This is a genomic window from Nocardioides candidus (assembly GCF_041321175.1).
Taxonomy (GTDB): Bacteria; Actinomycetota; Actinomycetes; order Propionibacteriales; family Nocardioidaceae; genus Nocardioides.
Map to the genome: position 1 here is coordinate 107,774 of NZ_JBGGWC010000005.1, position 22,962 is coordinate 130,735.

The window sequence follows — 22,962 nt, forward strand, 5'->3', positions numbered from 1 at the left end:
ACCTCAGGCCCGGCGCAGCATCTCCGCGACCTGGAACGCCAGCTCGAGCGACTGGACCCGGTTGAGGCGCGGGTCGACCACCGACTCGTAGCGGTGCGCCAGGCCCTGCTCGTCGAGCTCCTCGCCGCCACCGATGATCTCGGTGACGTCGTCGCCGGTGTTCTCGACGAGGATGCCGGCCGGCACCGTGCCGAGCGCGCGGTGCACGTCGAAGAAGCCCTGCACCTCGTCGAGCACGTCCTCGAACCGCCGGGTCTTGTAGCCGTTGGACGCCTCGAACGTGTTGCCGTGCATGGCGTCGCACACCCACGCCACCGAGACGCCCTCGGCGGTCACCTTCTCGACCAGCGGCGGCAGCCCGTCGCGGATCTTCCCCGCACCGAAGCGGGTGATGAAGGTGAGCCGGCCCGGCTCGTTGGTCGGGTTGAGCTTGGCAGCGAGTGCCAGCGCGTCGTCGGCGGTCGCGGCCGGACCGAGCTTGCAGCCGATGGGGTTGCGGATGTGGCTGAAGTACTCCACGTGGGCGCCGTCGAGCTGACGGGTGCGCTCACCGATCCACACCATGTGGCCGGAGACGTTGTAGGGCAGCTCGGTGCGCGAGTCGATGCGGGTCATCGCGTGCTCGTACTCGAGCAGCAGCGCCTCGTGGGAGGAGTAGAAGTCGACCCGGTGGAACTCGTCGGGATCGGCGCCGATGGCCTGCATGAAGGTGAGCGCGCGGTCGATCTCCGCCGCCATCGCCTCGTAGTGCTGGCCGACGGCGCTGTTGCGCACGAACTCGGAGTTCCACGTGTGCACCTGACGCAGGTCGGCGTAGCCGCCGGTCGTGAAGGCGCGCACGAGGTTGAGCGTCGACGCCGACGAGTGGTAGACGTCGAGCAGCCGCTGCGGGTCGTGGCGCCGGGACTCCGGGGTGAACTCGAAGCCGTTGACCGCGTCACCGCGGTAGGCCGGCAGCGTCACCGGCTCGTCGGCCACGACCCGGGTCTCGAGGTCGCTCGAGCGGGGCTTCGCGTACTGCCCGGCGAGCCGCCCGACCTTCACCACGGGCACGGACGCCGCGTAGGTCAGGACCACGGCCATCTGCAGCAGCACCCGGAGCTTGTTGCGCACGTTGTCGGCCGTCGCGTCGACGAAGGTCTCCGCGCAGTCGCCGCCCTGCAGGAGGAACGCCTCGCCGCGGCTCGCGGCAGCGATCTTCTCCTTCAGCTCGTCGCACTCCCCCGCAAACACCAGCGGAGGCAGCGTGCGCAGACGCGCGACGGTCGCGGCGAGCGCCGCGGGGTCGTCGTACGTCGGCTGCTGCAGCGCTCCGATGGCGTGCAACTGCTCGAGGGTGGGGAGTTCGCTCACCCCCCAAGGGTACGGCGGCCGAACCCCCCGGCCGCTATCGCGGGTCGTCCGTGGGATCGATGTCCATCAGCTCGATGTCGTCGAAGTCGCCCTCGCCCGGTCGGACGAGGAAGCGCGTGATCCCCCAGAGCACGACGCCCACGCCGAGGAGGACGGCGGCGATGACGTACTGCACCTGGTCGACCTCGAGCCGGGCCCACGGACCGAGCAGGTAGGTGCAGCAGAGCGCGCCGAGGACCGGCGCCACGATCGGCGCGCGGAAGGAGGTGCCGTCGCCGGGATCGCGCCGGAGCACGAGGCACGCGACGTTGACCACGGTGAAGACCGCCAGCAACAACAGTGCCGTGGTGCCCGACAGGGCGGTCACGACGTCGACCTCGGTGCCGTCCTCGGCACTGCCGATGGTGGTCTCGCTCAGCCGGACGACCGCGACGATGAGACCGAGCGCCAGGACCGTGGTGAAGACGATCGCCGCCCAGGGGGTGCGCCGGCCCGGGAGGACCTTCCCCAGCGCCGGCGGCAGCACCCGCTGGCGGGCCATGCCGTAGACGAGCCGGCTCGCCATCAGCATGTTGATCAGCGCGGTGTTGGCGACGGCGAAGACCGTCATGAACGGGAAGAAGTCGTCGATCGGCAGGTCCGGCGCCCCCGTCTTCACCACGTCGATGAGGATCCCGGCGTCGGCGTTGGTCGGCGAGGCGATGTCGCCCGGAGGGATCACGACGACGACGGAGATCGCGACCAGCACGTAGATCGCGGCCGCGATGCCGAGCCCGGTGAACATCATCCGCGGGAAGATCCGCTCGGGCTCCTGGGTCTCCTCGACCATGTTGACCGAGTCCTCGAAGCCGACCATCGCGAAGAACGCGACGGTGGTCGCGATGGTGACGGCGATGAAGAGGTTCTTGTCGTCGGGGCTCTCGAAGACGGTGATGCGGTGGAAGTCGCCGTCGCCCTTCGCCATCACGGTGAAGCCGATCGCGATGACGATCGCCAGCGCCGCCATCTCGATGACGGTGAGCACGATGTTGAACTTCACGCTCTCGCCCACGCCCCGCAGGTTGATGAGCGCGAGCAGCACCATGAAGGCCAGCGCGACGGTCATCGCCCAGCCGCTGGACGTCGGCACCCCGTCCCAGATCTCGTCGAGACCGAGCAGCAGGTTGTTGGCGAGCAGGCTGCTCGACGTCGACGCGCTGGTGACCCCGGAGCACACGACGGTGAAGGCCACCAGGAACGTGACGAAGTGGATGCCGAAGGCCTTGTGGGTGTAGAGCGCGGCACCGGCGGCCTGGGGGTACTTCGTCACCAGCTCGAGGTAGGAGCAGGCCGTCAGCGTGGCGACGCCGAAGGCGAGGAGGAACGGCAGCCAGGCGATCCCGCCGACCTGGCCGGCGAGCTTGCCGGTGACGGCGTAGACACCGGCGCCGAGGATGTCGCCGACGATGAACAGCAGGAGCAGGCGCGGGCCCATCACCCGTTTGAGCTGCTCGGGCTGGCCGCTTGCGGGCGCGTGCCCCTCCGAGGTCGACGTCGTCATCCGAGATCCTCCGATGGTCTGGTCCGGGCGACCACCCTGCCGCACGAACGGCCCCCGGGGGAAGTCAGACGCGCGTCCCGCGCACGACGACCGCCTCGGTCCGGCCCAGCGCCTTGACGTCGTCCGCGACGTCTCCCTGCACGACGAGGAGGTCGGCGTCGTGGTCCGCGACCAGCCGACCGGTCACCTCACCGACGCCGCACGCGTCCGCGGCGCCCGACGTCCCCGCGGCCAGCGCCTCGTCGACCGGCCAGCCGCCGGTCACCAGGTCGGTCACGGCGATCCAGGCGTTCCCGTGGGCCTTCAGCGGCATCGCTCCCGCGTCGACGCCGGGCACGACGCGGACGCCCAGCTCCCGCATCCTGCCGACCTGCGCGAAGCGGGCCGTGAAGAACGTCAGGGGGTCGAGGTTCATCCGCGCCATGATCTCGGCGACCTGCGGCGGCGGAGGCGGCAGCGTGCCGACGAGCGAGAGGTCGCTCCCCATCGTCGGATCGACGTGGACACCTGCGGCCGCCACCCTCTCGAGGAGGTCGTCGGAGAGCACACTGCCGTCCTCGCAGATGCCGGTGAAGTGCTCGATCCCGTCGACGCCACCGGCCAGGGCGGCCTCGATCCCGCGCACCGAGTGGGCGTGGGCCAGCACCCGCAGGCCGACGTCGTGCGCGGCGTCGACCAGGACCTGCAGGTCCGAGGGCTCGTACTGCGCGCCCAGCATGTCGGTGCCCGGGGTCAGGAACCCGCCGCTCGCCATCACCTTGATGACGTCGACTCCCCGGTCGCGGTGCTCCTGGACCGCTGCGCGGATCTCGTCCGGGCCCGAGGCCACGGCGCCGAGGAAGTGGCAGTGCCCGGCAGGGGTCGTGATGGGCGGGCCGGCCGCGACGATGCGCGGCTCCCCTGGCGTGCGCCGGTCGCGGAAGCCCAGGGTCCGGTAGCCGATGTCGCCGAGGTCGCGCACCGTGGTGACGCCCTTGGCCGCCTGCGCGACCAGCGACCGACGGATCTCTGCGTCGACCTCCTCCGGGGTGAGGCCGCCGACCCGCTCCAAGGAGCCGATGCCCGCGTCGGAGACCAGGTGCACGTGGGCGTCGACGAGGCCGGGGAGCAGCGTGCCGTCGTACGACGTCACCTCGCAGCCGTCGGGGACGGCGAAGTCGTAGGCCTCGACCCCGGCGATCCTCTCGCCGTCGACGAGCACGGTGGCACCGCCGGGCAGGAACCGGGTGCCGTCGAACGCGTGGGGAGCTCGGAGCGCGAACACGCTTCGAGTCTCGACCTGCGGAGAGTGCGTGTCATCGTCCGATCGACGGCAAAACGTCGATCAGCCGAAGAAGACCTGCGCCTCTGCGTACTCCTCCGGGCTCACCAGCTTCAGCTCACCCGTGCCCTCCGCCAGCGGCACGCGGACGATGTCCTTGCCCCGCAGTGCGACCATCACGCCGAAGTCGCCGTCGGCGACCGCACCGATCGCCTGCAGGCCGAACCGGGTGGCGAGCCAGCGGTCGAAGGCGGTCGGCGTGCCGCCCCGCTGCACGTGACCGAGCACGACGGCCCGCGCCTCCGCACCCGTGCGGTCCTCGATCTCCTTGGCGACCCGGTCGCCGATGCCGCCGAGACGCACGTGCCCGAAGGCGTCGACCTCGCCGCTGGACAGCGTCATCCCGGTGCCGTCGCGCGGCACCGCGCCCTCGGACACCACGAGGATCGGCGCGAAGCGCGACTCGAAGCGCTGCTGGACGAGCGCGCACACCTCCTCGATGTCGAAGGGCTGCTCGGGGATGAGCACGATGTTGGCGCCGCCGGCGATGCCAGAGTGCAGCGCGATCCAGCCGGCGTGGCGCCCCATCACCTCGACGACGAGCACCCGGTGGTGGGACTCGGCGGTGGTGTGGAGGCGGTCGATGGCCTCCGTGGCGATGTTGACGGCGGTGTCGAAGCCGAAGGTGAAGTCGGTGCCCGAGAGGTCGTTGTCGATGGTCTTCGGCACGCCGACGACCTGCACCCCGAGGTCGGCGAGCCTGGTCGCGACGCCGAGGGTGTCCTCGCCGCCGATCGCGACCAGCGCGTCGACGCCGGCCTCGGCGAGGTTGTCCTTGATGCGCTGGACCCCGTCGTCGACCTTGAACGGGTTGGTGCGCGAGGAGCCGAGGATCGTGCCGCCGCGGGGCAGGATGCCGCGGCACTGCTCGATGCCCAGCGGCATCGTGATGCCCTCGAGCGGACCCTTCCAGCCGTCGCGGAACCCGACGAACTCGAACCCGTGCTCCTTGACTCCCTTGCGGACGACCGCGCGGATGACGGCGTTCAGGCCCGGGCAGTCACCTCCGCCTGTCAGCACTCCGACGCGCATCGAGCCCCTGCTTCCCGTCTTGGATCGTTCCAGTGGCACGAGCCTAGCGAGAGCGGTCGCTAAGTTGCACCCATGACCTTCTCGATCGTTGCCCGGTCCGCCGACGGTGAGTCATGGGGCGTGGCCGTGGCCTCCAAGTTCCTCGCCGTCGGGTCCGCGGTCCCCGCCGCGGTGGCCGGCGTCGGCGCCGTCGCGACCCAGGCGTGGGCCAACGTGGCCTACAAGGGCCTCGCCCTCGCCCACCTCGACGAGGGCGCCACGGCCTCGATCGCCCTGCAGCGCCTCGTCGACGAGGACGAGGGCCGCGACCACCGCCAGGTCGGCATCGTCGACCTCGACGGCGGCGCGGCCACCTACACGGGCCCGTCGTGCCTGGACTGGGCCGGGGGCCTGACCGGCGACGGCTTCGCGGTGCAGGGCAACATCCTGACCGGACCCGAGGTCGTCGAGGCGATGCGCGACGCCTTCGAGGCGAGCGACGCCGATGCACCCCTGGCCCGCCGGCTCCTCGCCGCGCTCGCCGCCGGCGACGACGCCGGCGGCGACAGCCGCGGTCGGCAGTCCGCCGCGGTGCTCGTCGTCAAGGACGGCGCGGGCTACGGCGGCTTCGACGACGTCGCCGTCGACCTGCGCATCGACGACCACGAGGACCCGGTCACCGAGCTCGAGCGCCTCCTGGGCCTGCACGAGGCCCTCAGCCCCGACATCGCCGAGGCGGACCAGGTCGAGGACACCCCCGAGCTGATGGCCGAGCTCGACGGCCGCGCGCGGTCCCTCGGCCACCTCCACCTCGCCGCCTGGATGGGCACCCACAACCTCGAGGCGTACGGCGGCGACGGCTGGACCGCGCGCCAGGTCGTCGACCAGCTGCGCGAGGAGACCCCGGACTGGTCGCCCTCGGCCTGACGGCGGGACGACGGCCGACTCAGCCGAGCTTGTCCAGCGCGGCTCGCGCGGCGTCGCGGTCCTTGGTCGCCGTGCGCAGTGCCGCAGCGGCCTCGTCGCGGACGTCCTCGGCGTCGCCGAGCTCGTCGTCGACCTCGTCGAGCTCACCCTCGAGGTCGACCACCCGGCGGCGCAGCTCGTCGATCTCGGCCTGCAGCTGGAGCGAGCGCGCCGACAACCGCTCGACGTCGGCGACCGCCTCGTCGTGCTCGGACACGGCGCCGTCGTGGACCGCCGTGGCCTGGTCGAGCCGGTCCTGTGCCGCGGCGCGCGCCTTGGCGTCGCGGTCGGGGTCGGGCACGACGCGCAGGTCGGGCGGTCCGGGCGCCGGCGCCTCGCGGCCCGGAGCCGAGAAGCCCAGCGCCTCCGGCACCGCCAGCGCCGCGGCGAGGGTGGCCTCGTCGACCGCGTCGACGCCGTTGGACTGCAGCGGGGCGACGAGCAGCCCGCTCCGCACGGCCCGCCCGCACTCCTCGTCGATCATCGCCGCGGTGAGCGTCGCCTCGACCTGGTCGGCGACGGCCTGGGTGACCTTGTGCCCGGCCTCCGCGGCAAGGTGGCGCGCCTGGTGGGCGACGGCCGCGGTGACCTGCCGGCGCTGCTTGGTGAGAGCCCGCAGCTCGCCGGCCGACATCGCCGCCTGCGCCTCGCGCAGAGCCGCCCCGACGTTGAGCAGCTGGTCGACCTGGTCGCCCTCGCGCCGTACGAGCAGGTTGACGACCCACGCCGCGATGCCGGGCCGCTTGAGCGCCTTGACGGGCCCGGCCAGGTCGGTGCCCTTGAGCTCCTTGACCTTGGCGTCGCGGGCCGCGGTGAACTCCCCCGGCGTCAGCGCGTAGAGGTCGTCGGCGATGTCGAGCAGGTCACTCATCGAGGCCCTGCTCGATCGCGTAGCGGGTCAGCTCGACCCGGTTGTGCAGCTGGAGCTTGCGCAGGGTGTTCTGGACGTGGTTCTGGACGGTCCGGTGCGACAGCACGAGGCGCTCGGCGACCTGCTTGTAGGACATGCCCTTCGCCACCATCTTGAGCACCTCCGTCTCGCGCTCGGTGAGCTGCTCGCCGGGCGGCACGGCAGGGCCGGGGTCCTGGGCCATCCGCCGGAACTCCCCCAGCACCAGTCCGGCCAGCCCGGGCGTGAAGACGCTGTCGCCGACGCTCACCCGGCGTACGGCGGCGATGAGCTCCTCACGCGAGGCCGACTTCACCAGGTAGCCGGTCGCGCCCGCCTTCACCGCCTGCAGCACGTCGTCCTGCTCGCCTGACGCCGACAGGATCAGGACCCGCGCGGAGGGGTCGTCCTGCAGCACGGTCGCGGTGACCTCGACGCCGCTCGGCGCAGGGATCTGCAGGTCGAGCACCACCACCTGCGGCCGCGTGGCGCGGAACCGGTTGATCGCCTCGGTGCCCGTCGCCGCGGTGGCGACAACGTCGAGGCCGGACGCCTCGAGGTCGGCGGTGACGGCGTCGCGCCACATCGGGTGGTCGTCGACGACCATCACCCGGACCCGGGGCTGCTCCTCCATGACCCGTGACCCTACTCAGCGACGGTCCGGAACCGACCGCGCCGGTGCAGCAACGGCGCCGGGTCGTCGTCGCCGACGGTCACGGTGTCGATCGCCACCTGCACCTCGACCGACCAGCCCACCTCGCGCTCACCCACCAGCGAGACCTCGGCGTACGCCGTCGCCCCGACCAGCAGCGGACCGTACGGCGTCGCGACGAACTCCGCCTGGCGGAAGGGCCCGCCCGGTGCGGGGGCCGTTCCCGCGAAGGCCTCGGCGAGCTGCCGGTCGGCCCAGGTGAGCACGTGCACGACGCCGCGCCCGGAGTCGCGGAGCTCGGCGAGCAGGTCGCTGTCGGGATCGAGCAGCGCGAGGAGCGCCGGCGCCGGGCCGAGCGCGGTCATCAGCGAGGTCACCGTCAGGCCCGCGCGCGAGGGCCCCGCACCCGCGGTCCACAGCGTGACGGAGCCGCCGAGCCGGCCGCGGAAGCGACGCGCCGGATCGGGATCGGCGTCGGCGAAGGGATGCCCGGCGTGGATCGTCACGGCGCGGTCCTCGGGACGCGGAGCTCCCACTCGGTGCCGTCGGGACCGGTGGTCAGCGTGGTCACGCCGCCGAGGTCGCGCACCCGCCCCTCGATCGACTCGCTGACGCCGAGCCGTCCGTCCGCCCGCGCCTCGGCGAGCCGGCCCTCGGGGATGCCGCCGCCCTCGTCGCGCACCGACACCGCGACCTGGTCGCCCAGGTCGTCGAGCAGCACCCAGGCGGGGGCGTCCTCGCCGACGTGGCGCGCCACGTTGTCCAGGCACGCCGCCACGACGGCGACGACCTCGTCCGCGACGTGCTCCTGCACCTCGACCGGGCCGCCCGGCACCACGACCTCGACCCGCGGCCGCCGGCCCAGCTCCTCCAGGGCCGCCGCGAGATCGACCACCCCGTCCGCCTCGTCGGTCGTCACCCGGTCCTGCGACCGGATCAGCGTGCGCAGCGCCCGCTCCTGCTCCCCAGCGAGCCTGCTCAGGTCCTCCCCCGCCCCGCCGAGCTCGGCGCCCCGTCGTTGCACCAGCGCCAGCACCTGCAGCACCCCGTCGTGCACCACGCGGGCGAGCCGCACCCGCTCCGCCGCGGCGGCCGCCTCCCGCTCGGCCAGGTCCCGCTCGGCCGCCATCTGCTGGAGGGACTCGACGAGGTAGCCCACGATCGGCCCGCCCAGCACGATGAGGAAGACGTAGCCGTAGTTGCCCTGGTCGAAGTCGGCCCGGATCAGCCGGTCGGTCCCGCCGAGCAACACGGCCGCGAGCAGGCCGCCGCGCCAGCCGTAGCGGACCGCCCACGCCAGCAGGGCTCCCATGATCCAGAAGCCCGGGATGGTGGCGTTGAACCACTCGCCCTTGACGAAGGGCGTCACCACCAGCAGCCCCACCGCGATGCCGAGGTCGGCGACCATCAGCCGCGCGGTGCGCCGGATCGGCTTGGCGTAGGTGACGAGGGCGTACGCCGTCCAGCCGATCATCAGCGCCACGCACGCCCAGCCGGCGACCGGGTGGTCGAAGTTGTGGCGGTAGACGTTGAGGAAGACCGCGTTGGCCAGCACCACGAGCCGCAGCCACGCGAGCGCGCGGAACATCCGGTCCTCGACCGCGACCACGGCGCGGACCGCGGCGGGGCTGGACCCGGGGCGCGTCATGCCTCAGGCAGCGGGCTTGCGCTCCGCGCCCTTCGCCGAGTCGCCCTTCTTGGACTCCTCCTTGGCGCGGGAGGCGTACATGTCGACGTACTCCTGGCCGGAGAGCCGCATGATCTCGTACATGATCTCGTCGGTGATCGACCGCAGGATGAACCGGTCGTTCTCCATGCCCGCGTAGCGGCTGAAGTCGAGCGGCTTGCCGAAGCGGACGGTCGGGCGGATGATCCGGCCGAACTTCTTGCCCGGAGGCGCGACCACGTCGGTGCCGACCACCGCGGTCGGGATCACGGGCACGCCGGTCTCGAGGGCGAGCCGGGCGATGCCGGTCTTGCCGCGGTAGAGACGACCGTCGTGCGAGCGGGTGCCCTCGGGGTAGATGCCGAAGAGCTCACCCTCGCCGAGCACGCGCTTGGCGGAGATCAGTGCGCCGGACGCGGCGTCCGCGCCGGAGCGGTCGATCGGGATGTTGCCGGTGCCGCTGAAGAAGGTCTTCTGCAGCCAGCCCTTCACGCCCGGGCTGGTGAAGTACTCGGCCTTGGCGACGAAGCGGACCATGCGCGGGATCACCAGCGGCATGAAGAGCCAGTCGGCGTAGGAGAGGTGGTTGCTCGCGAGGATCGCCGGCCCCTGCGCGGGGACGTTCTCGACGCCCTCCGCGTGCGGCCGGAAGACGACCTTCAGCGCCGGACCCAGCGCGATGAACTTGAGGAACCAGTAGAACACCCCTACGCACCTTTCCCCCGAGACCGGGACAGGGAGAGCCTAGTGCCTCCCCGGGCAGACCTCGCACTCGTGCAGAATCGCGACATGACCCGCAACCCGGACTACGACGCGCTCGTCGTCGACGCCCGTCCCGAGCTCACCGGCGGCCGCCGCGTCGGCGTGCTCCTCAGCCACGGATTCACCGGCTCGCCCGTGTCGATGCGGCCGTGGGGCCGGTACCTCGCCGACCAGGGGTACGGCGTCCGCGTGCCCCTGCTCCCGGGCCACGCCACCACCTGGCAGGACCTCAACACGAAGACCTGGACCGACTGGTACGGCGCCCTCTCGGCCGAGCTCGACACGATGCTCGCGGAGCACGACGCCGTGGTCGTCGGCGGACTCTCGATGGGCGGAGCGCTCGTGCTGCGGCTCGCCGCCGACCACCCCGACGACATCGCCGGCGTGATGCTCGTCAACCCCGCGGTGGCCACCAAGCGCCTGGACGTCAAGCTGCTCCCGGTCCTCAAGCACCTCGTCGGCTCCTTCCCGGGCATCGCCAACGACATCAAGCTGCCGGGCGCGGAGGAGCACGGCTACACCCGCACGCCGTTGAAGGCGATCCACTCGCTCATCGCCTCGTGGAAGCCGCTCGTCGCCGACCTGCCGGCGGTGAAGGCCCCGCTGATCTACTTCCGCTCGACCGTCGACCACGTGGTCGACGAGGCGTCGCAACCGCTCATCCTCGACGGGATCTCCTCGACCGACGTGGAGGTCGTGCCGCTGCCCGAGTCCTTCCACGTGGCGACCCTCGACAACGACGCGCCGACGATCTTCGAGCGCTCCGCGGAGTTCGTCGCGCGCGTGACGGCCTGACGCGGACCGGCCATCGGGGCGCGGGGATTGCCGGGCCGCCGTACGCTGTCGGCATGCCGCGAGAGGACGACCCGGAGTCTGCCGACCTGGCTCGCGAGCGCGAGCTGGAGTGGCAGCAGATCATCGAGAACTTCGGTGAGCGCGTGGTCCTCGAGCCGGAGGACGAGACGCCCTACGAGGCGCCGAGCACGCGCTTCGAGCGCGACGACGAGCCGGACGACGTCGAGGTCGCCGACGACGTGCACCCCTCCGATGCCTTCGTGCCGCCGAGCCCTCCCCCGATGCCGCTACCGCCGGCCGACCGGCTGCTCGCCTGGCTCGGGGTCTTCGGTGTGCCCGCGGTGGTCCTCGTCTGCGTCGTCGCCGGCATCAGCCTGCCGACGTGGACGGCGATGCTGTTGGCGGCCGCGTTCCTCGGCGGCTTCGGCTACCTCGTCGCCAAGATGTCCGACGAGCCGCGCGACCCGTGGGACGACGGCGCCGTCCTGTAGTCAGCGGCGGGCCTCGGCCGCCATGAGCGCGGCACCGACCGCGCCCGCCTCCGGACCGAACCGGGTCGGCACCACGGCGGGCACCTCCCGGTAGGCGGTCCCCTGGAGCGCGCCGACCAGCGCGCTCCGGGCGGGCTCGAGCAGCAGGTCGCCCACCGCGGAGACGCCCCCACCCACGACGACGACCTCGGGGTCGTAGGCCGAGACCAGACCGGCGATGCCGACGCCGAGCCAGGTCCCGATCGTCGCGAACGCCTCGCGCGCCGTCCGGTCGCCCTCCCGCGCCAGCGTGGCGACCTCCCGTCCGTCGAGGTGGGAGCCGAGGGTGACACGGGTCAGTCGCTCGAGCGCGCGCCCGCTGCAGTACTGCTCCCAGCAGCCCTTCAGACCGCACTCGCACTGCAGTCCGTCCGGGACGACCTGCACGTGGCCGAACTCCCCCGCCAGCCCGTTGGCGCCGCGGTGGACCCGGCCGTCGACGACCACGGCGCCCCCGATGCCGGTGCCGACCGTCACGAGCAGCGCGGCGGACGTCCCGCGCAGCGCGCCGGCGACCAGCTCGGCGTGCGCCGCGCAGTTGGCGTCGTTGTCCAGCACCACGGTCGTGCCGAGGAGGGCGGCGAGCCGCGCCCGCACGGGCGCGTCCCGCCACGGCAGGTGGGCGGCGAACCGCACCCGCTCCCGCTCGCGATCGACGAGCCCGGCCGCGGACACGCCGACGGCGGCGAGCGGCCGCCCGGCGGCCACGTCGAGCGCAGCGCGTGCGACGGCCTCCTCCACCTCGGCGTCGGGGGCGTCCCGGCCCGGCATCGGCACCTGTGCCGACGCCGCCACGGCCAGGTCGTCGCCCGAGCCGGTCACCTCGACGGCGAGCACCTTCGTCCCGCCGATGTCCACCCCGACGTGCACGCGGCGTCCTAGGAGCGCGCCAGATCGGCAGCGCCGATGACGCCGGCCTCGTTGCCGAGCTCCGCGCCCCGGATCTCCGCCTGCGGCCGGTAGCCGCGTCCGGTCAGCTCACGGCCGAACGCCTCGCGGATCGGGTCGAGCAGCAGGTCGCCCGCCTCGCTGACGCCGCCGCCGATGACGATCACGGCAGGGTCGAGCACGGCGACCAGCGACGCGATGCCGTGGCCCAGCCAGCGACCCACCGAGGCGAGCTGCTCGACGGCGAACCGGTCGCCCTCCTGGGCGGCCAGGGTGATGAGGGGGCCGGTGATGCGCTCGGGGTCGCCGCCGGCACGCTCGAGCAGGTCCGCGGCGAGCAGGGAGCTGCCGCCGGCCGCCGCCTGGGTCTCCCGCACCAGGGCGGAGCCCGAGCCGTACTGCTCCAGGCAGCCGAAGTTGCCGCAGCCGCAGAGGCGGCCCTCGGGCACCACGCAGAGGTGACCGATCTCCCCCGCGACCCCGAAGCCGCCGCGCAGCAGCCGGCCGCCGGCGATGACGCCCCCGCCGACGCCGGTGCCGACGGTCACCATCAGCTGGTCGTCGACGTCCTTGCCGGCGCCGTAGCGGAACTCGCCCCACGCCGCGGCGTTGGCGTCGTTCTCGACGGTCACCGGGAGGCCGGTCAGGCGGGACAGCTCCGCGCCGAGGGGCTCGTCGCGCCAGGCGATGTTGGGCGCGAAGAGCACGGTGGAGCGGTTGGCGTCGATGTAGCCGGCCGCGCCCACGCCCACAGCGGTCACCGGGTGCTTCTGCGCCAGGTTGCGCACGAGGCCGGCGACCGCGGTCTCGATGGCCTCGGGGTCGGTCGCCGGCGAGACGACGCGCGCCTCCTCGAGGATCGTGCCGTCCTCGTCGACCACCGCTCCGGCGATCTTGGTGCCGCCGATGTCGATGCCGCAGGTCAGGCCGGTCACCAGGCACCGTCCGGACGCGGTGCGTCGTCACCGCCGTCGAGATCGATCCGCTGCACCTCGGGCCCGCGCTGCGGTCCGGCTTGGTCGGGCGCCGGCGTCTCCAGCATCCCGGCAGCGGCCTGCAGCAGCGAGGTCGCCGCGGTCAGCAGGTGGCTCTTGACCTCCGGGGAGGTCTCGCGCACCGCGTGGACGACCCGGCAGACCGGGCAGTAGCGGCACTCCGCGCTGTCGGTCGCGATGTGGTCGTTGACCTCCTTGGCCAGCGATCCGGCGTGGTCGACGAGACCGCCGAGGCTGGAGCCCACCTCGGTGCCCTGCTGGCGCGCCAGGTCGGCCAGGGCCCCGAAGAGCTTGACCGCTTCCTCGCCCACGGAGCCGACCTCGGGCCTCGGGGCGTCCGGACCCGCGGCGTCCTGGGGGTCCGGCTGCGGGTCGTCGGGCTCGGTCACCTCGTCGCCTCCCTCGTGGTCGTGTCCTGGTCGGGCTCCCGGAACCGCACCTGCAGCTCGCCGTCCTCGACCCGGGCGCCGGCGACCTCCAGCCGGGCGAGGCCGGCGGGCAGCGTCAGCAGCCGACGTGAGGATCCCACCGTGACGACGAGCTCGTCGCCATTTCGGGCCAGGCCGACCTCCGAGCGGGTCACGAACGGCAGCGCGAGGTGCACCACCGCTGCGCCGGACGCATCGCGGTTGACCCGGAACGGCCCGTCACCGCTGGGCCGGGCGAGCGGGTCGTCGTCGCCGTACAGCTCACGTGCGAGCGCCGCCAGGGCGGGTACGCCGACAGGCTCGCCGGGCTGGTACTCCGAACGCCACACCGGCAGGCCCGCGAACGACTGGTCGACCTCCTTGAGCACGGTGGCCTGCGCGTCGACCCAGGCCGCACGCCAGGCGTCGCCGTCGCCTGCGGGGAAGACGCGGTTGGCGATCACGCCGTCGACGCGATAGCCGAAGAGCGACAGGCTGGTGTAGGCGCGGCGGGCCTCGGCGAGCACGACGTTCTCGGGCGTGAGGACCAGGCGCACGGACGAGTCGGGGCCGGAGAGCAGCTCGTGCACCTCGTCGAGCTCGCGGTGCAGCCGGGTGATCGCGTCGAAGACCGAGTCGCCCGGCATCGGCACGCCGGCAGCCCGGTTGAGCACCGGGCGCAGGGCCTTGACCAACCGGCGCTGGATGGGGAGCAGGCGCTCCATGTACCACCCGAGCGCCTCCGGCAGGGCGAGCAGGCGCAGCGTCTCGGCGGTCGGAGCGCAGTCGACGACGATCACGTCCCACTGGCCGGACCGGGCGTGGAGGCGGAGCTCGAGCAGGGCGAGCACCTCCTCGGCACCCGGGATGACCGTCATCTCCTCCGCGGCGACCGGGTCCATGCCGGCCGCGTCGAGCACCGACAGCAGGTAACGCTGGATGTCGGCCCACGACTGCTCGAACCGCAGCTGCGCGTCGACCTGGTGCACGAACAGCCCCTCGGCGATCTCCGCCGGCTCCGCATGGACCTGACCCGACGCGCCGTACGCGTCGGCGAGCGAGTGGGCGGCGTCCGTGGACAGCACCAGCGTGCGCAGGCCCTGCGCGGCCGCCAGGGCCGCTGTGCCGGCGGCCACCGTCGACTTGCCGACGCCACCCTTGCCGGTGAGGAGGACGATGCGCACGGGGCTGCTCGGAGAGGTCGGCAGGACGATCAGGCGCCGGACTCGACGCGCTTCTTGAGCCCCTTCAGCGCGGTGTCGATCAGGATCTTCTCGCCCTTGCGCTTGAGCATGCCGATCAGCGGGATCGAGACGTCGAGCGCCAGTCGGTAGGTCACCTCGGTGCGGCCGGGCGCGATCTCGTCGAGCACGTAGGCACCGTCGAGGGAGCGCAGCATCTTGCCCTCGACCAGGGTCCAGGTGACCTGGCGGTCGCCGTCCCAGACGTAGGCGAGCGTGTACTCGTCCTTGATCGGCGCGACGTCGAGGGCGAAGTAGACCTTCTCCGCGCGGCCACGCGCGGCGGGGTCGCCCTCGTCGAAGGAGGCGACGACGTCGGCGGTCTTCACGCCCTTCGCCCACGCGGGATAGGCCCCGAAGTCGGCGATGACAGCCATCACGTCCGCTGCGGGAGCGTCCACGACGATCGACGACGACGTCTGCTCTGCCATGAGCGGCAGGCTACCGGATGGTCACCGAACCCCCACCCGGCGGTAATCTGCCCTGCGGTCCAGGTCACGCCCTGCTCGAGAGGATCCACCGTGCGCGAGTACTCCACTCCCCCGTCGGTCGAGCTGCCGACGAGCGGCAACCTGACCGACGACGTGGTCCGCAACGCCAAGGAGGCGCCGGAGGCGGTCGTGTTCAGCCGGCCCGGCGCCGCCGGGGAGGACTGGACCGACGTCACCGCCGCGGACTTCCTGGCCGAGGTCACCGGTGTCGCCAAGGGCCTGGTCGCCGCGGGCGTCGAGCCGGGCGACCGCGTCGCGATCATCTCCCGCACCCGCTACGAGTGGACCCTGGTCGACTACGCGATCTGGTTCGCCGGGGCCGTCACGGTGCCCATCTACGAGAGCTCGTCGGCCGAGCAGGTCGCCTGGATCCTGGGCGACTCCGCCGCCAAGGCCGTCGTCGCCGAGGACCACGCGCACGTCGCGAGGATCACCGAGGTCCGACGCGACCTGACCGACCTCCACCACGTGTGGGCGTTCGACGACAACGCCGTCGACGTGCTCACGAGCCTGGGCGCCGACGTCGCCGACGACGAGCTGGAGAAGCGCCGTACGACGGCCGCCCCTGCCGACGTCGCGACCCTGATCTACACCTCGGGCACGACGGGGCGGCCGAAGGGCTGCATGCTCACCCACGGCAACTTCGAGACCGAGCTGGGCGTCGCCGTCGCGGAGCTCGAGAAGCTGTTCGACGCCGAGGGTGCCTCCACCCTGCTCTTCCTGCCCCTGGCGCACGTCTTCGCGCGGATCATCCAGGTCGGTTGCGTGAAGTCGCGCACCCGGCTCGGGCACAGCGCCGACATCAAGAGCCTGCTCCCGCAGCTCCAGTCGTTCCGGCCGACGTTCATCCTGGCCGTGCCGCGGGTCTTCGAGAAGGTCTTCAACACCGCGTCGCAGAACGCGACCGCCGACGGCAAGGGCAAGATCTTCGACCGTGCGGCGGACACGGCGATCGCCTACTCGCGCGGCCTGGACGCCGGCCGGGTGCCCCTGCGCGTGCGGGCCCAGCACGCGGCGTTCTCGCGACTCGTCTACGGCAAGCTGCGCGCCGCGCTCGGCGGGCGCTGCGAGTTCGCCGTCTCCGGGGGTGCGCCGCTCGGCGACCGGCTCGGCCACTTCTACCGCGGCATCGGGCTCACCGTGCTCGAGGGCTACGGCCTGACGGAGACCACCGCGGCGCTGACGGTCAACCTGCCCGACGCCCTCAAGATCGGCACGGTCGGCCGTCCCCTGCCCGGCACGTCGGTGCGCGTGACCGACGACGGCGAGCTGGTCTTCAAGGGCGGCCAGGTCTTCACCGGCTACTGGGGCAACCCGGACGCGACGACCGAGGCGATCGACGCCGACGGCTGGTTCCACACCGGCGACGTCGGCGAGGTCGACGACGAGGGCTTCGTCCGGATCACGGGGCGCAAGAAGGAGATCCTGGTGACCGCGGGCGGCAAGAACGTCGCTCCCGCCGTGCTCGAGGACCGCGTGCGCGCCCACGCCCTGGTCAGCCAGTGCCTCGTCGTCGGCGACGGCCAGCCCTTCATCGCTGCCCTGGTCACCCTCGACCAGGACGCCCTTCCCGCTTGGGCGGAGCAGCACGGCAAGGAGGGCGACGCGGCCGATCTCGCCGACGACCCTGACCTGCGGGAGGCGATCCAGGCGGCGGTCGACGACGCCAACCTGGCGGTGTCGAAGGCGGAGTCGATCCGGAAGTTCGAGATCCTCCCCTACGACTGGACCGAGGAGGGCGGACAGCTGACACCCAGCCTCAAGCTCAAGCGCAACGTGGTGATGCGGGAGTGCCGCGACGAGATCGCGGCGCTCTACGAGGTCTGAGAAGACCTCGGCAGACGGCCGGCCGGGCGGCGGGCTGATTCGATCGGGCCACCCCCTGGCCCGATGTGACTAGGACCCCAAAACGTTCGGTCTGGCTTTGCCTCCGAGCGGTCTCGGGGGCCCAATTCTCGGCTAGCGTTCTGATCGCTCGGCTGCCGCTTGGGAGGGTGCGCAGCCGGGGGACAGAGCGAGATCGGGGAGGGCGGCAGCGTGCCGCGCCTACCCCGACATGGGGAGCGGGAGGGCTCTTAGATGGACCGTCGAAAGTTGCTGCTGGTCGTCGCCGCGGTTGTCGCGGTGCTCGGCGTGGCACTCGTCTTCGTTTATGCCAAGGGTGCCGACAAGCGCGCCGCCGACAAGTACGACACCGTCGAGGTTCTGGTCGCCACCAAGAAGGTCAACCCGGGCGAGAGCTTCGACGACGCGCTGCAGAGCGGGAAGTTCGAGCTGGCCAACGTGGCCAAGGCCCAGGTCCTCGACGGCGCGGGCGACAAGTCCGACCAGTACGACGGCACCGTCGCGCTGACGACCATCTACCCGCACGAGCAGCTGGTCCCGGTGAAGTTCGGCGGCGCCGACGAGGTCGAGGCCACCACCACGCTGCCGATCCCCGAGGGCAAGATCGCGATCTCGATCGCCGTCGAGGACGCGGCCCGCGTGGGCTACTTCATCCGCCCCGGTGCCGACGTCGCGGTCATCTCGACCCTGATCGACCGAAGCACCCAGGCCCCGATCGTGACGCGCACGCTGCTCGACCACGTCACTGTGCTTGCGGCCGGCGACACCTCGGCCATCTCCACGAGCAACGGCGGCGACGACAGCAACGACACCGACATCAAGCAGCTGCTGACGGTCGCGGTCACCCAGCGCCAGGCCGAGCAGGTCCGGTTCGCCGAGAAGGCGGGCGACCTGACGGTGGCGCTGCTCAACTCCGGCAGCAACGTCGACCCGGACAAGGGCGTCGACGCCGACAACCTGTTCGAGGGCTGAGGCCGAGATGCCTGTCCTCGTCGAGACCGACAGCAGCGTCGTACCGTCGCTGCTCCGGGCGATGCCGGCCGGCGCGCACGCTGTGGCCGCCGCCGACCGGATGTACGTGTGGCTGGACCAGCACAGCGACGAGTACGTCGTCGCGCTGGGCCCGTCGCTCTCCATCGAGCTCGCACTGTCCTACGCCGAGGACCTGCGGATCGCCAAGCCGACCGTGAGCGTGGTGCTGCTGCGCCACGAGTTCGACACCGAGACCCTGACGCGGGCGATGCACGCCGGCGTGCGGGACGTCGTGGGGGCCGACGACGAGAAGGGCCTCACGAAGGCCGTCGAGCGCGCCCACCAGCTCTACCTGGCGCTGCGCGGACCCGGCGGGGCGCGGCAGATGGGCCGGGTCGTCACCGTGTTCTCGCCCAAGGGCGGCGTCGGCAAGACGACCGCGTCGGTCAACCTGGCGCTGGCGCTCTCCGACAAGGGCGCCCGCAAGGTCTGCCTGGTCGACCTCGACCTCGCGTTCGGCGACGTCGCGATCACCATGCAGCTCTTCCCGACGCACTCCATCGAGCAGGCCGTCGGCTCCGAGGACTCGATCGACCTGGCGATGATCGAGGGCCTCCTCACCCGTCACGAGGACGCGCTCAACGTGCTCGCCGCGCCGGCCCACCCCGACGTGCGCGAGCGGATCACTCCCCTGCTCATCTCGCGGATCCTCCGGGCCCTGCGCGACGGCTTCGACTACGTGGTGGTCGACACCTCGCCGTCCTTCGACGACGCCACCCTGACCGCGCTGGACGAGACCGACGAGTGCGTGGTCGTGGCGACGCTCGACGTGCCGACGCTGAAGAACGTCAAGGTCGCCCTCGAGACGATGGACATGCTCAACATCGCGCGCGGCCACCGGCACCTGCTGCTCAACCGCGCCGACGACGAGGTGGGCATCAGCATCGACAAGGTCGAGGACATCCTCAACATGCCGATCGCCTCGCAGGTCCGCAGCGCGATGGACATCGCCGCCGCGACCAACTCCGGCACCCCGATCGTCTCGGGCAACCCGAACCACCCCGCGAGCCGCGCGTACGTCGAGCTCGCCTCCACCGTCACCGGCGAGCCGATCGCGGCGCCGGTCCTCACCCCCGAGACGGTCGACGCCTCGCGTTCGCGCAACGGCCTCTTCCGTCGTGGGAGGAGCTGATCATGGCCAGTCTCTCCGAGCGCCTCGAGGCGGCCCGCCGCCAGTCCGAGGGCAGGCACGCCGGCGACGCGGACCCGACGGACCCGAAGCGGCCCGAGGGCTCGGTGCTCGCCGACGAGCTCGCGACGATGCCGGCCCCGCCCGACCCGTCGGCCAAGGCTGCGGGTGGTCCGCTCTCGCAGCGCACCACCGCGGCCGCCACGTCGGACAACCGCTCCGCGCAGCGCCGGGTCCTGGCGAACCAGGAGGTCGACCGCATCGAGGAGCTCAAGACCAGCGTCCACGCCGAGCTGCTCAAGGAGCTCGGCCCGCACCTCTACGACGCGGAGATGGACCAGGAGGAGCTCGACCAGCGCGTGCGCACCGTGCTCGCCGAGGTGCTGAGCGCGCAGGACCGCCCGCTCAGCAACAGCGACCGCGCCCGCGTGACGCAGGACATCAGCGACGACATCCTCGGCTACGGCCCGATCGACCCCTACCTCCGCGACCCGGAGGTCTCCGAGGTCATGGTGAACGGCTACAACGACGTGTGGCTGGAGAAGTCGGGCCGGCTGATGAAGGCCGAGGCCCACTTCGCCGACGAGCCCCACCTGCGGCGCACGATCGACAAGATCGTGTCGCGCATCGGCCGCCGCGTCGACGAGTCCAGCCCGATGGTCGACGCCCGGCTCCCCGACGGCAGCCGCGTCAACGCCATCGTCCCGCCGCTCGCGATCGACGGCTCCGCGTTGACGATCCGGAAGTTCGCGACCGACCCGCTCACCGTCGAGGACCTGATCAAGTTCGGCTCGTTGAGCCCGCAGACCGCGGACTTCCTCGAGGCCTGCGTCCGCGGTCGGCTCAACGTGATCGTCTCGGGCGGCACGGGTGCCGGGAAGACGACGACGCTCAACGTCCTGTCGTCGTTCATCCCCTCCGACGAGCGCATCGTCACGATCGAGGACGCCGCCGAGCTCCAGCTCCACCAGGACCACGTGGTCCGGCTGGAGTCGCGACCGGCGAACATCGAGGGCAAGGGCGCGGTGACGATCCGCGACCTGGTCAAGAACAGCCTCCGCATGCGTCCTGACCGCATCGTCGTCGGTGAGGTGCGCGACGCCTCGGCGCTCGACATGCTCCAGGCGATGAACACCGGTCACGACGGCTCCATCTGCACCCTGCACTCCAACGGCCCGCGCGACACGCTCGCCCGCATGGAGACCATGGTGCTGATGGCCGGCATGGACCTGCCGATCCGCGCGATCCGCGAGCAGGTGGCCTCCGCGGTCGACCTGATCGTGCACCAGTCGCGCTTCAAGGACGGCTCGCGCCGGATCACCCACATCACCGAGGTGGAGCGCATGGAGGGTGACGTCATCACGCTCCAGGACGTCTTCGTCTTCGACAACTCCGCGGGCTTCGACGAGAACGGCCGCGTCCTCGGCCGGCTGCGCAGCACCGGGTTGCGGCCGAAGTTCATCGAGAAGCTCTCCTACAGCAACGTCGCCGTCGACCCGGCGATCTTCCGGCTGGACCGGTCATGACGCGGCGCGTCCTGGCCGCCGTGTTCGCGGCTCTCCTCGCAGCACTCGTCGTGCTCCTGACCCCGTCCACGGGGTGGGCGGACGACGAGCCGAGCATCGCGCACGTCGAGGCCACCGACGACGGGCTGCGGGTCCTCGTCAGCGTGCCCGCCGACGCCGACGTCGACCTGGGTGGCGTCACCGGCACCCTCGACGGCGACGAGCTCGACGCGACCGCGACGTCCACGGGCACCGACACCACGGTCGAGCGCACCACGATCCTGGCGATCGACACCAGCGACTCGATGGCCCAGCACGGCCGCTTCGACGCGGCCAAGGCAGCGGCCCAGACGTTCCTCGACTCGGTGCCGGACGATGTCGAGGTCGGCATCGTCACCTTCGACGGCGAGGTCCGCACCGCGCTGGCGCCGACCACCGACCGCGACGCGGCCCAGCAGGTGGTCGACGGGCTCGAGCTCAGCAAGGGCACGTTGCTCTACGACGGGATCCTTGCGGCCGTCGACGCGGCCGGCGACGCCGGCCAGCGTTCGGTCCTGGTGCTGTCCGACGGGGCAGACACGGGCAAGGAGACCACCCTCGACCACGTGACGACGGAGATCGACGACACCGCGACGCTCGTCGACGTGGTCTCGCTCGACCAGGCCGGCAAGCCCAAGGCCGTGGCCGCGCTGGACGCCCTCGCCGAGGCGGGGCAGGGCCAGGTCATCGAGTCCACCGGATCCGCCCTCGCCGACGCGTTCGCCGCCGAGGCGGAGGTGCTGGCGCACCAGATCCTGGTCACGGCCCCGCTTCCCGCCGGGTTCGACGCGACCGAGGCGACGGTCGCCATCACGCTGCCGACCGCGGGCGGCGACCTCGTCGCCCACGCGTTCGCCAAGATCCAGGACGCCGCCGACACCCCGGCAGCCCCGTCACTCGAGCCGGTCAACCCCGACGACGGCTGGGACGTGCCGGTCGGCGCGTTCTACGCCGGCATCCTCATCTTCGGTGTCGGGCTGGTCACCGCCGCGGTCCTGCTGGTGCCCAGGAAGGCACAGCCGATGACGATCGCCGAGCGGGTGACGGCGTACACCGGGACGGTGGGACGGGGGCACGAGGAGCCCAAGGCCGCCTCCGAGCCGATGCTCGACCAGGCCAAGGCGGCCGCGGCCGGCGTGCTCGACCGCAACAAGGACCTCGAGGCGAAGCTGGCCGTCCGCCTCACCGCTGCGGGCAGTGGGTTCAAGCCGTCGGAGTGGCTGCTGCTGCACGTCGGCGTCGTCATCGCTTCCGGGATGTTCGGCCTGCTGCTCGGCCGCGGCAACATCGTCGTCGGCCTGCTGTTCCTCGGCATCGGGTTCTTCCTGCCGAAGCTCTACCTGAGGTTCATGGCGGGACGCCGGCGCAAGGCCTTCAACACGGCCCTCCCCGAGACCCTGCAGCTGATGGCCGGGTCGCTGTCGGCCGGCATGTCCCTCGCCCAGGCGGTCGACACCATCACCCGCGAGGGGCAGGACCCGATCGCGTCCGAGTTCAAGCGCGTGCTCGTGGAGAACCGGATCGGCGTCGCTCTCGAGGACGCCTTCGAGGGCGTGGCGACGCGCTTCGACAGCAAGGACTTCGCGTGGGTCGTCATGGCGATCCGGATCCAACGCCAGGTCGGCGGCAACCTCGCCGAGCTCCTCACCACGGTGGCGGCGACCATGCGCGAGCGGCAGTACCTCCGCCGCCAGGTGGACTCGTTGGCCGCCGAGGGCAAGCTGTCCGCGTGGATCCTCACCGGGCTCCCGCCCGGCGTGTTCGTCTGGGTGATGATCACGCAGCCCGGCTACATGGCGCCGCTCTACACCGAGGGCCTGGGACTGCTGATCCTTGCCGGCGCCGTCGCCTGGCTGTCCCTCGGCGTCTTCTGGATGTCCCGCTTGACGAAGGTGGAGGTCTGAC

At 72.1% G+C, this 22,962-nt stretch carries 22 protein-coding genes; 8 read left to right on the forward strand and 14 right to left on the reverse strand.

Annotated features, from left to right (window positions below; translation table 11 throughout):
* Positions 1 to 3: 3 nt before the first annotated feature.
* The 4 genes from ACAX67_RS19920 to ACAX67_RS19935 all read right to left on the reverse strand — a co-directional run bounded on the left by ACAX67_RS19920 (position 4) and on the right by ACAX67_RS19935 (position 5,246).
* Positions 4 to 1,353, reverse strand: coding sequence for a class II 3-deoxy-7-phosphoheptulonate synthase (locus ACAX67_RS19920; RefSeq protein ID WP_370705643.1), 1,350 nt, complete (start codon positions 1,351 to 1,353; stop codon positions 4 to 6).
* A 34-nt stretch (positions 1,354 to 1,387) separates the two neighbouring features.
* Entirely contained in the window at positions 1,388 to 2,893 is a 1,506-nt protein-coding gene (locus tag ACAX67_RS19925) for an APC family permease (protein ID WP_370705644.1), read from the reverse strand.
* A gap of 64 nt (positions 2,894 to 2,957) precedes the next feature.
* Positions 2,958 to 4,157: an amidohydrolase family protein gene (locus ACAX67_RS19930; RefSeq protein ID WP_370705645.1), complete on the reverse strand. Its 1,200-nt coding sequence runs from the start codon at positions 4,155 to 4,157 to the stop codon at positions 2,958 to 2,960.
* A gap of 60 nt (positions 4,158 to 4,217) precedes the next feature.
* Complete coding sequence (locus tag ACAX67_RS19935; protein WP_370705646.1) at positions 4,218 to 5,246, reverse strand: 6-phosphofructokinase; 1,029 nt, start codon at positions 5,244 to 5,246, stop codon at positions 4,218 to 4,220.
* A gap of 72 nt (positions 5,247 to 5,318) precedes the next feature.
* Here ACAX67_RS19935 and ACAX67_RS19940 point away from each other — a divergent pair, with 72 nt between their 5' ends.
* On the forward strand, positions 5,319 to 6,152 hold the full coding sequence (locus ACAX67_RS19940; protein WP_370705647.1) for a DUF1028 domain-containing protein: 834 nt from the start codon (positions 5,319 to 5,321) through the stop codon (positions 6,150 to 6,152).
* A 19-nt stretch (positions 6,153 to 6,171) separates the two neighbouring features.
* Here ACAX67_RS19940 and ACAX67_RS19945 read toward each other — a convergent pair whose 3' ends face one another.
* The 5 genes from ACAX67_RS19945 to ACAX67_RS19965 are packed head-to-tail and all read right to left on the reverse strand — an operon-like array spanning position 6,172 to position 10,103.
* Positions 6,172 to 7,062 (reverse strand): hypothetical protein, encoded by an 891-nt coding sequence (locus tag ACAX67_RS19945; protein WP_370705648.1) that lies wholly within the window; start codon positions 7,060 to 7,062, stop codon positions 6,172 to 6,174.
* A complete protein-coding gene (locus ACAX67_RS19950) occupies positions 7,055 to 7,714 on the reverse strand; it encodes a response regulator (RefSeq protein WP_370705649.1) in 660 nt (219 codons plus the stop codon). The genes ACAX67_RS19945 and ACAX67_RS19950 overlap by 8 nt, the downstream gene beginning before the upstream one ends.
* A gap of 11 nt (positions 7,715 to 7,725) precedes the next feature.
* Positions 7,726 to 8,238, reverse strand: a complete 513-nt coding sequence (locus ACAX67_RS19955; protein ID WP_370705650.1) for a flavin reductase family protein — start codon at positions 8,236 to 8,238, stop codon at positions 7,726 to 7,728.
* The gene (gene macS, locus ACAX67_RS19960) at positions 8,235 to 9,380 is read right to left on the reverse strand and encodes a MacS family sensor histidine kinase (RefSeq protein WP_370705651.1); all 1,146 of its coding nucleotides are present in this window, start codon (positions 9,378 to 9,380) and stop codon (positions 8,235 to 8,237) included. The genes ACAX67_RS19955 and macS overlap by 4 nt, the downstream gene beginning before the upstream one ends.
* A gap of 3 nt (positions 9,381 to 9,383) precedes the next feature.
* On the reverse strand, positions 9,384 to 10,103 hold the full coding sequence (locus ACAX67_RS19965; RefSeq protein ID WP_370705652.1) for a lysophospholipid acyltransferase family protein: 720 nt from the start codon (positions 10,101 to 10,103) through the stop codon (positions 9,384 to 9,386).
* Between the two features lie 84 nt (positions 10,104 to 10,187).
* Here ACAX67_RS19965 and ACAX67_RS19970 point away from each other — a divergent pair, with 84 nt between their 5' ends.
* Together ACAX67_RS19970 and ACAX67_RS19975 are read left to right on the forward strand one after the other, a co-directional pair.
* A complete protein-coding gene (locus tag ACAX67_RS19970) occupies positions 10,188 to 10,955 on the forward strand; it encodes an alpha/beta hydrolase (protein ID WP_370705653.1) in 768 nt (255 codons plus the stop codon).
* 53 nt (positions 10,956 to 11,008) lie between these two features.
* A complete protein-coding gene (locus tag ACAX67_RS19975) occupies positions 11,009 to 11,446 on the forward strand; it encodes a hypothetical protein (protein ID WP_370705654.1) in 438 nt (145 codons plus the stop codon).
* On the opposite strand, the gene ACAX67_RS19980 is transcribed toward ACAX67_RS19975, so the two are convergent.
* Genes ACAX67_RS19980 through ACAX67_RS20000 form a run of 5 tightly spaced genes read right to left on the reverse strand, consistent with a single transcriptional unit; the run spans position 11,447 to position 15,447 of the window.
* Positions 11,447 to 12,355, reverse strand: a complete 909-nt coding sequence (locus ACAX67_RS19980) for an ROK family protein (RefSeq protein ID WP_370705655.1) — start codon at positions 12,353 to 12,355, stop codon at positions 11,447 to 11,449.
* A gap of 8 nt (positions 12,356 to 12,363) precedes the next feature.
* The gene (locus ACAX67_RS19985) at positions 12,364 to 13,308 is read right to left on the reverse strand and encodes an ROK family glucokinase (protein WP_370705656.1); all 945 of its coding nucleotides are present in this window, start codon (positions 13,306 to 13,308) and stop codon (positions 12,364 to 12,366) included.
* Complete coding sequence (locus ACAX67_RS19990) at positions 13,305 to 13,757, reverse strand: hypothetical protein (protein ID WP_370705657.1); 453 nt, start codon at positions 13,755 to 13,757, stop codon at positions 13,305 to 13,307. The genes ACAX67_RS19985 and ACAX67_RS19990 overlap by 4 nt, the downstream gene beginning before the upstream one ends.
* Complete coding sequence (locus ACAX67_RS19995; protein ID WP_370705658.1) at positions 13,754 to 14,959, reverse strand: ArsA family ATPase; 1,206 nt, start codon at positions 14,957 to 14,959, stop codon at positions 13,754 to 13,756. Before ACAX67_RS19995 ends, ACAX67_RS19990 begins: the two co-directional genes overlap by 4 nt.
* Positions 14,960 to 14,988: 29 nt before the next feature.
* Positions 14,989 to 15,447, reverse strand: coding sequence for an SRPBCC family protein (locus tag ACAX67_RS20000; RefSeq protein WP_370705659.1), 459 nt, complete (start codon positions 15,445 to 15,447; stop codon positions 14,989 to 14,991).
* A 90-nt stretch (positions 15,448 to 15,537) separates the two neighbouring features.
* Here ACAX67_RS20000 and ACAX67_RS20005 point away from each other — a divergent pair, with 90 nt between their 5' ends.
* The 5 genes from ACAX67_RS20005 to ACAX67_RS20025 all read left to right on the forward strand — a co-directional run bounded on the left by ACAX67_RS20005 (position 15,538) and on the right by ACAX67_RS20025 (position 22,961).
* Positions 15,538 to 17,334: an AMP-dependent synthetase/ligase gene (locus ACAX67_RS20005; protein WP_370705660.1), complete on the forward strand. Its 1,797-nt coding sequence runs from the start codon at positions 15,538 to 15,540 to the stop codon at positions 17,332 to 17,334.
* A 252-nt stretch (positions 17,335 to 17,586) separates the two neighbouring features.
* Positions 17,587 to 18,324: a Flp pilus assembly protein CpaB gene (cpaB, locus tag ACAX67_RS20010; RefSeq protein ID WP_370705661.1), complete on the forward strand. Its 738-nt coding sequence runs from the start codon at positions 17,587 to 17,589 to the stop codon at positions 18,322 to 18,324.
* 7 nt (positions 18,325 to 18,331) lie between these two features.
* Positions 18,332 to 19,516 carry a CpaE/TadZ family protein gene (locus ACAX67_RS20015; protein ID WP_370705662.1) on the forward strand — a complete coding sequence of 395 codons (1,185 nt, stop codon included), beginning with the start codon at positions 18,332 to 18,334 and terminating at the stop codon, positions 19,514 to 19,516.
* A gap of 2 nt (positions 19,517 to 19,518) precedes the next feature.
* On the forward strand, positions 19,519 to 21,039 hold the full coding sequence (locus tag ACAX67_RS20020; protein ID WP_370705663.1) for a TadA family conjugal transfer-associated ATPase: 1,521 nt from the start codon (positions 19,519 to 19,521) through the stop codon (positions 21,037 to 21,039).
* Positions 21,036 to 22,961 carry a type II secretion system F family protein gene (locus ACAX67_RS20025; protein ID WP_370705664.1) on the forward strand — a complete coding sequence of 642 codons (1,926 nt, stop codon included), beginning with the start codon at positions 21,036 to 21,038 and terminating at the stop codon, positions 22,959 to 22,961. Before ACAX67_RS20020 ends, ACAX67_RS20025 begins: the two co-directional genes overlap by 4 nt.
* The last annotated feature ends 1 nt before the right edge of the window (position 22,962 follow it).

Coding starts and splice junctions, on each gene's coding strand:
- ACAX67_RS19970 (WP_370705653.1), top strand. CDS start 10,188: ATGACCCGCAACCCGGACTACGACGCGCTCGTCGTCGACGCCCGTCCC.
- ACAX67_RS20015 (WP_370705662.1), top strand. CDS start 18,332: ATGCCTGTCCTCGTCGAGACCGACAGCAGCGTCGTACCGTCGCTGCTC.
- ACAX67_RS20025 (WP_370705664.1), top strand. CDS start 21,036: ATGACGCGGCGCGTCCTGGCCGCCGTGTTCGCGGCTCTCCTCGCAGCA.
- ACAX67_RS19935 (WP_370705646.1), bottom strand. CDS start 5,246: ATGCGCGTCGGAGTGCTGACAGGCGGAGGTGACTGCCCGGGCCTGAAC.
- ACAX67_RS19925 (WP_370705644.1), bottom strand. CDS start 2,893: ATGACGACGTCGACCTCGGAGGGGCACGCGCCCGCAAGCGGCCAGCCC.
- ACAX67_RS19945 (WP_370705648.1), bottom strand. CDS start 7,062: ATGAGTGACCTGCTCGACATCGCCGACGACCTCTACGCGCTGACGCCG.
- ACAX67_RS20020 (WP_370705663.1), top strand. CDS start 19,519: ATGGCCAGTCTCTCCGAGCGCCTCGAGGCGGCCCGCCGCCAGTCCGAG.
- cpaB (WP_370705661.1), top strand. CDS start 17,587: ATGGACCGTCGAAAGTTGCTGCTGGTCGTCGCCGCGGTTGTCGCGGTG.
- ACAX67_RS20000 (WP_370705659.1), bottom strand. CDS start 15,447: ATGGCAGAGCAGACGTCGTCGTCGATCGTCGTGGACGCTCCCGCAGCG.
- ACAX67_RS19940 (WP_370705647.1), top strand. CDS start 5,319: ATGACCTTCTCGATCGTTGCCCGGTCCGCCGACGGTGAGTCATGGGGC.
- macS (WP_370705651.1), bottom strand. CDS start 9,380: ATGACGCGCCCCGGGTCCAGCCCCGCCGCGGTCCGCGCCGTGGTCGCG.
- ACAX67_RS19975 (WP_370705654.1), top strand. CDS start 11,009: ATGCCGCGAGAGGACGACCCGGAGTCTGCCGACCTGGCTCGCGAGCGC.
- ACAX67_RS19950 (WP_370705649.1), bottom strand. CDS start 7,714: ATGGAGGAGCAGCCCCGGGTCCGGGTGATGGTCGTCGACGACCACCCG.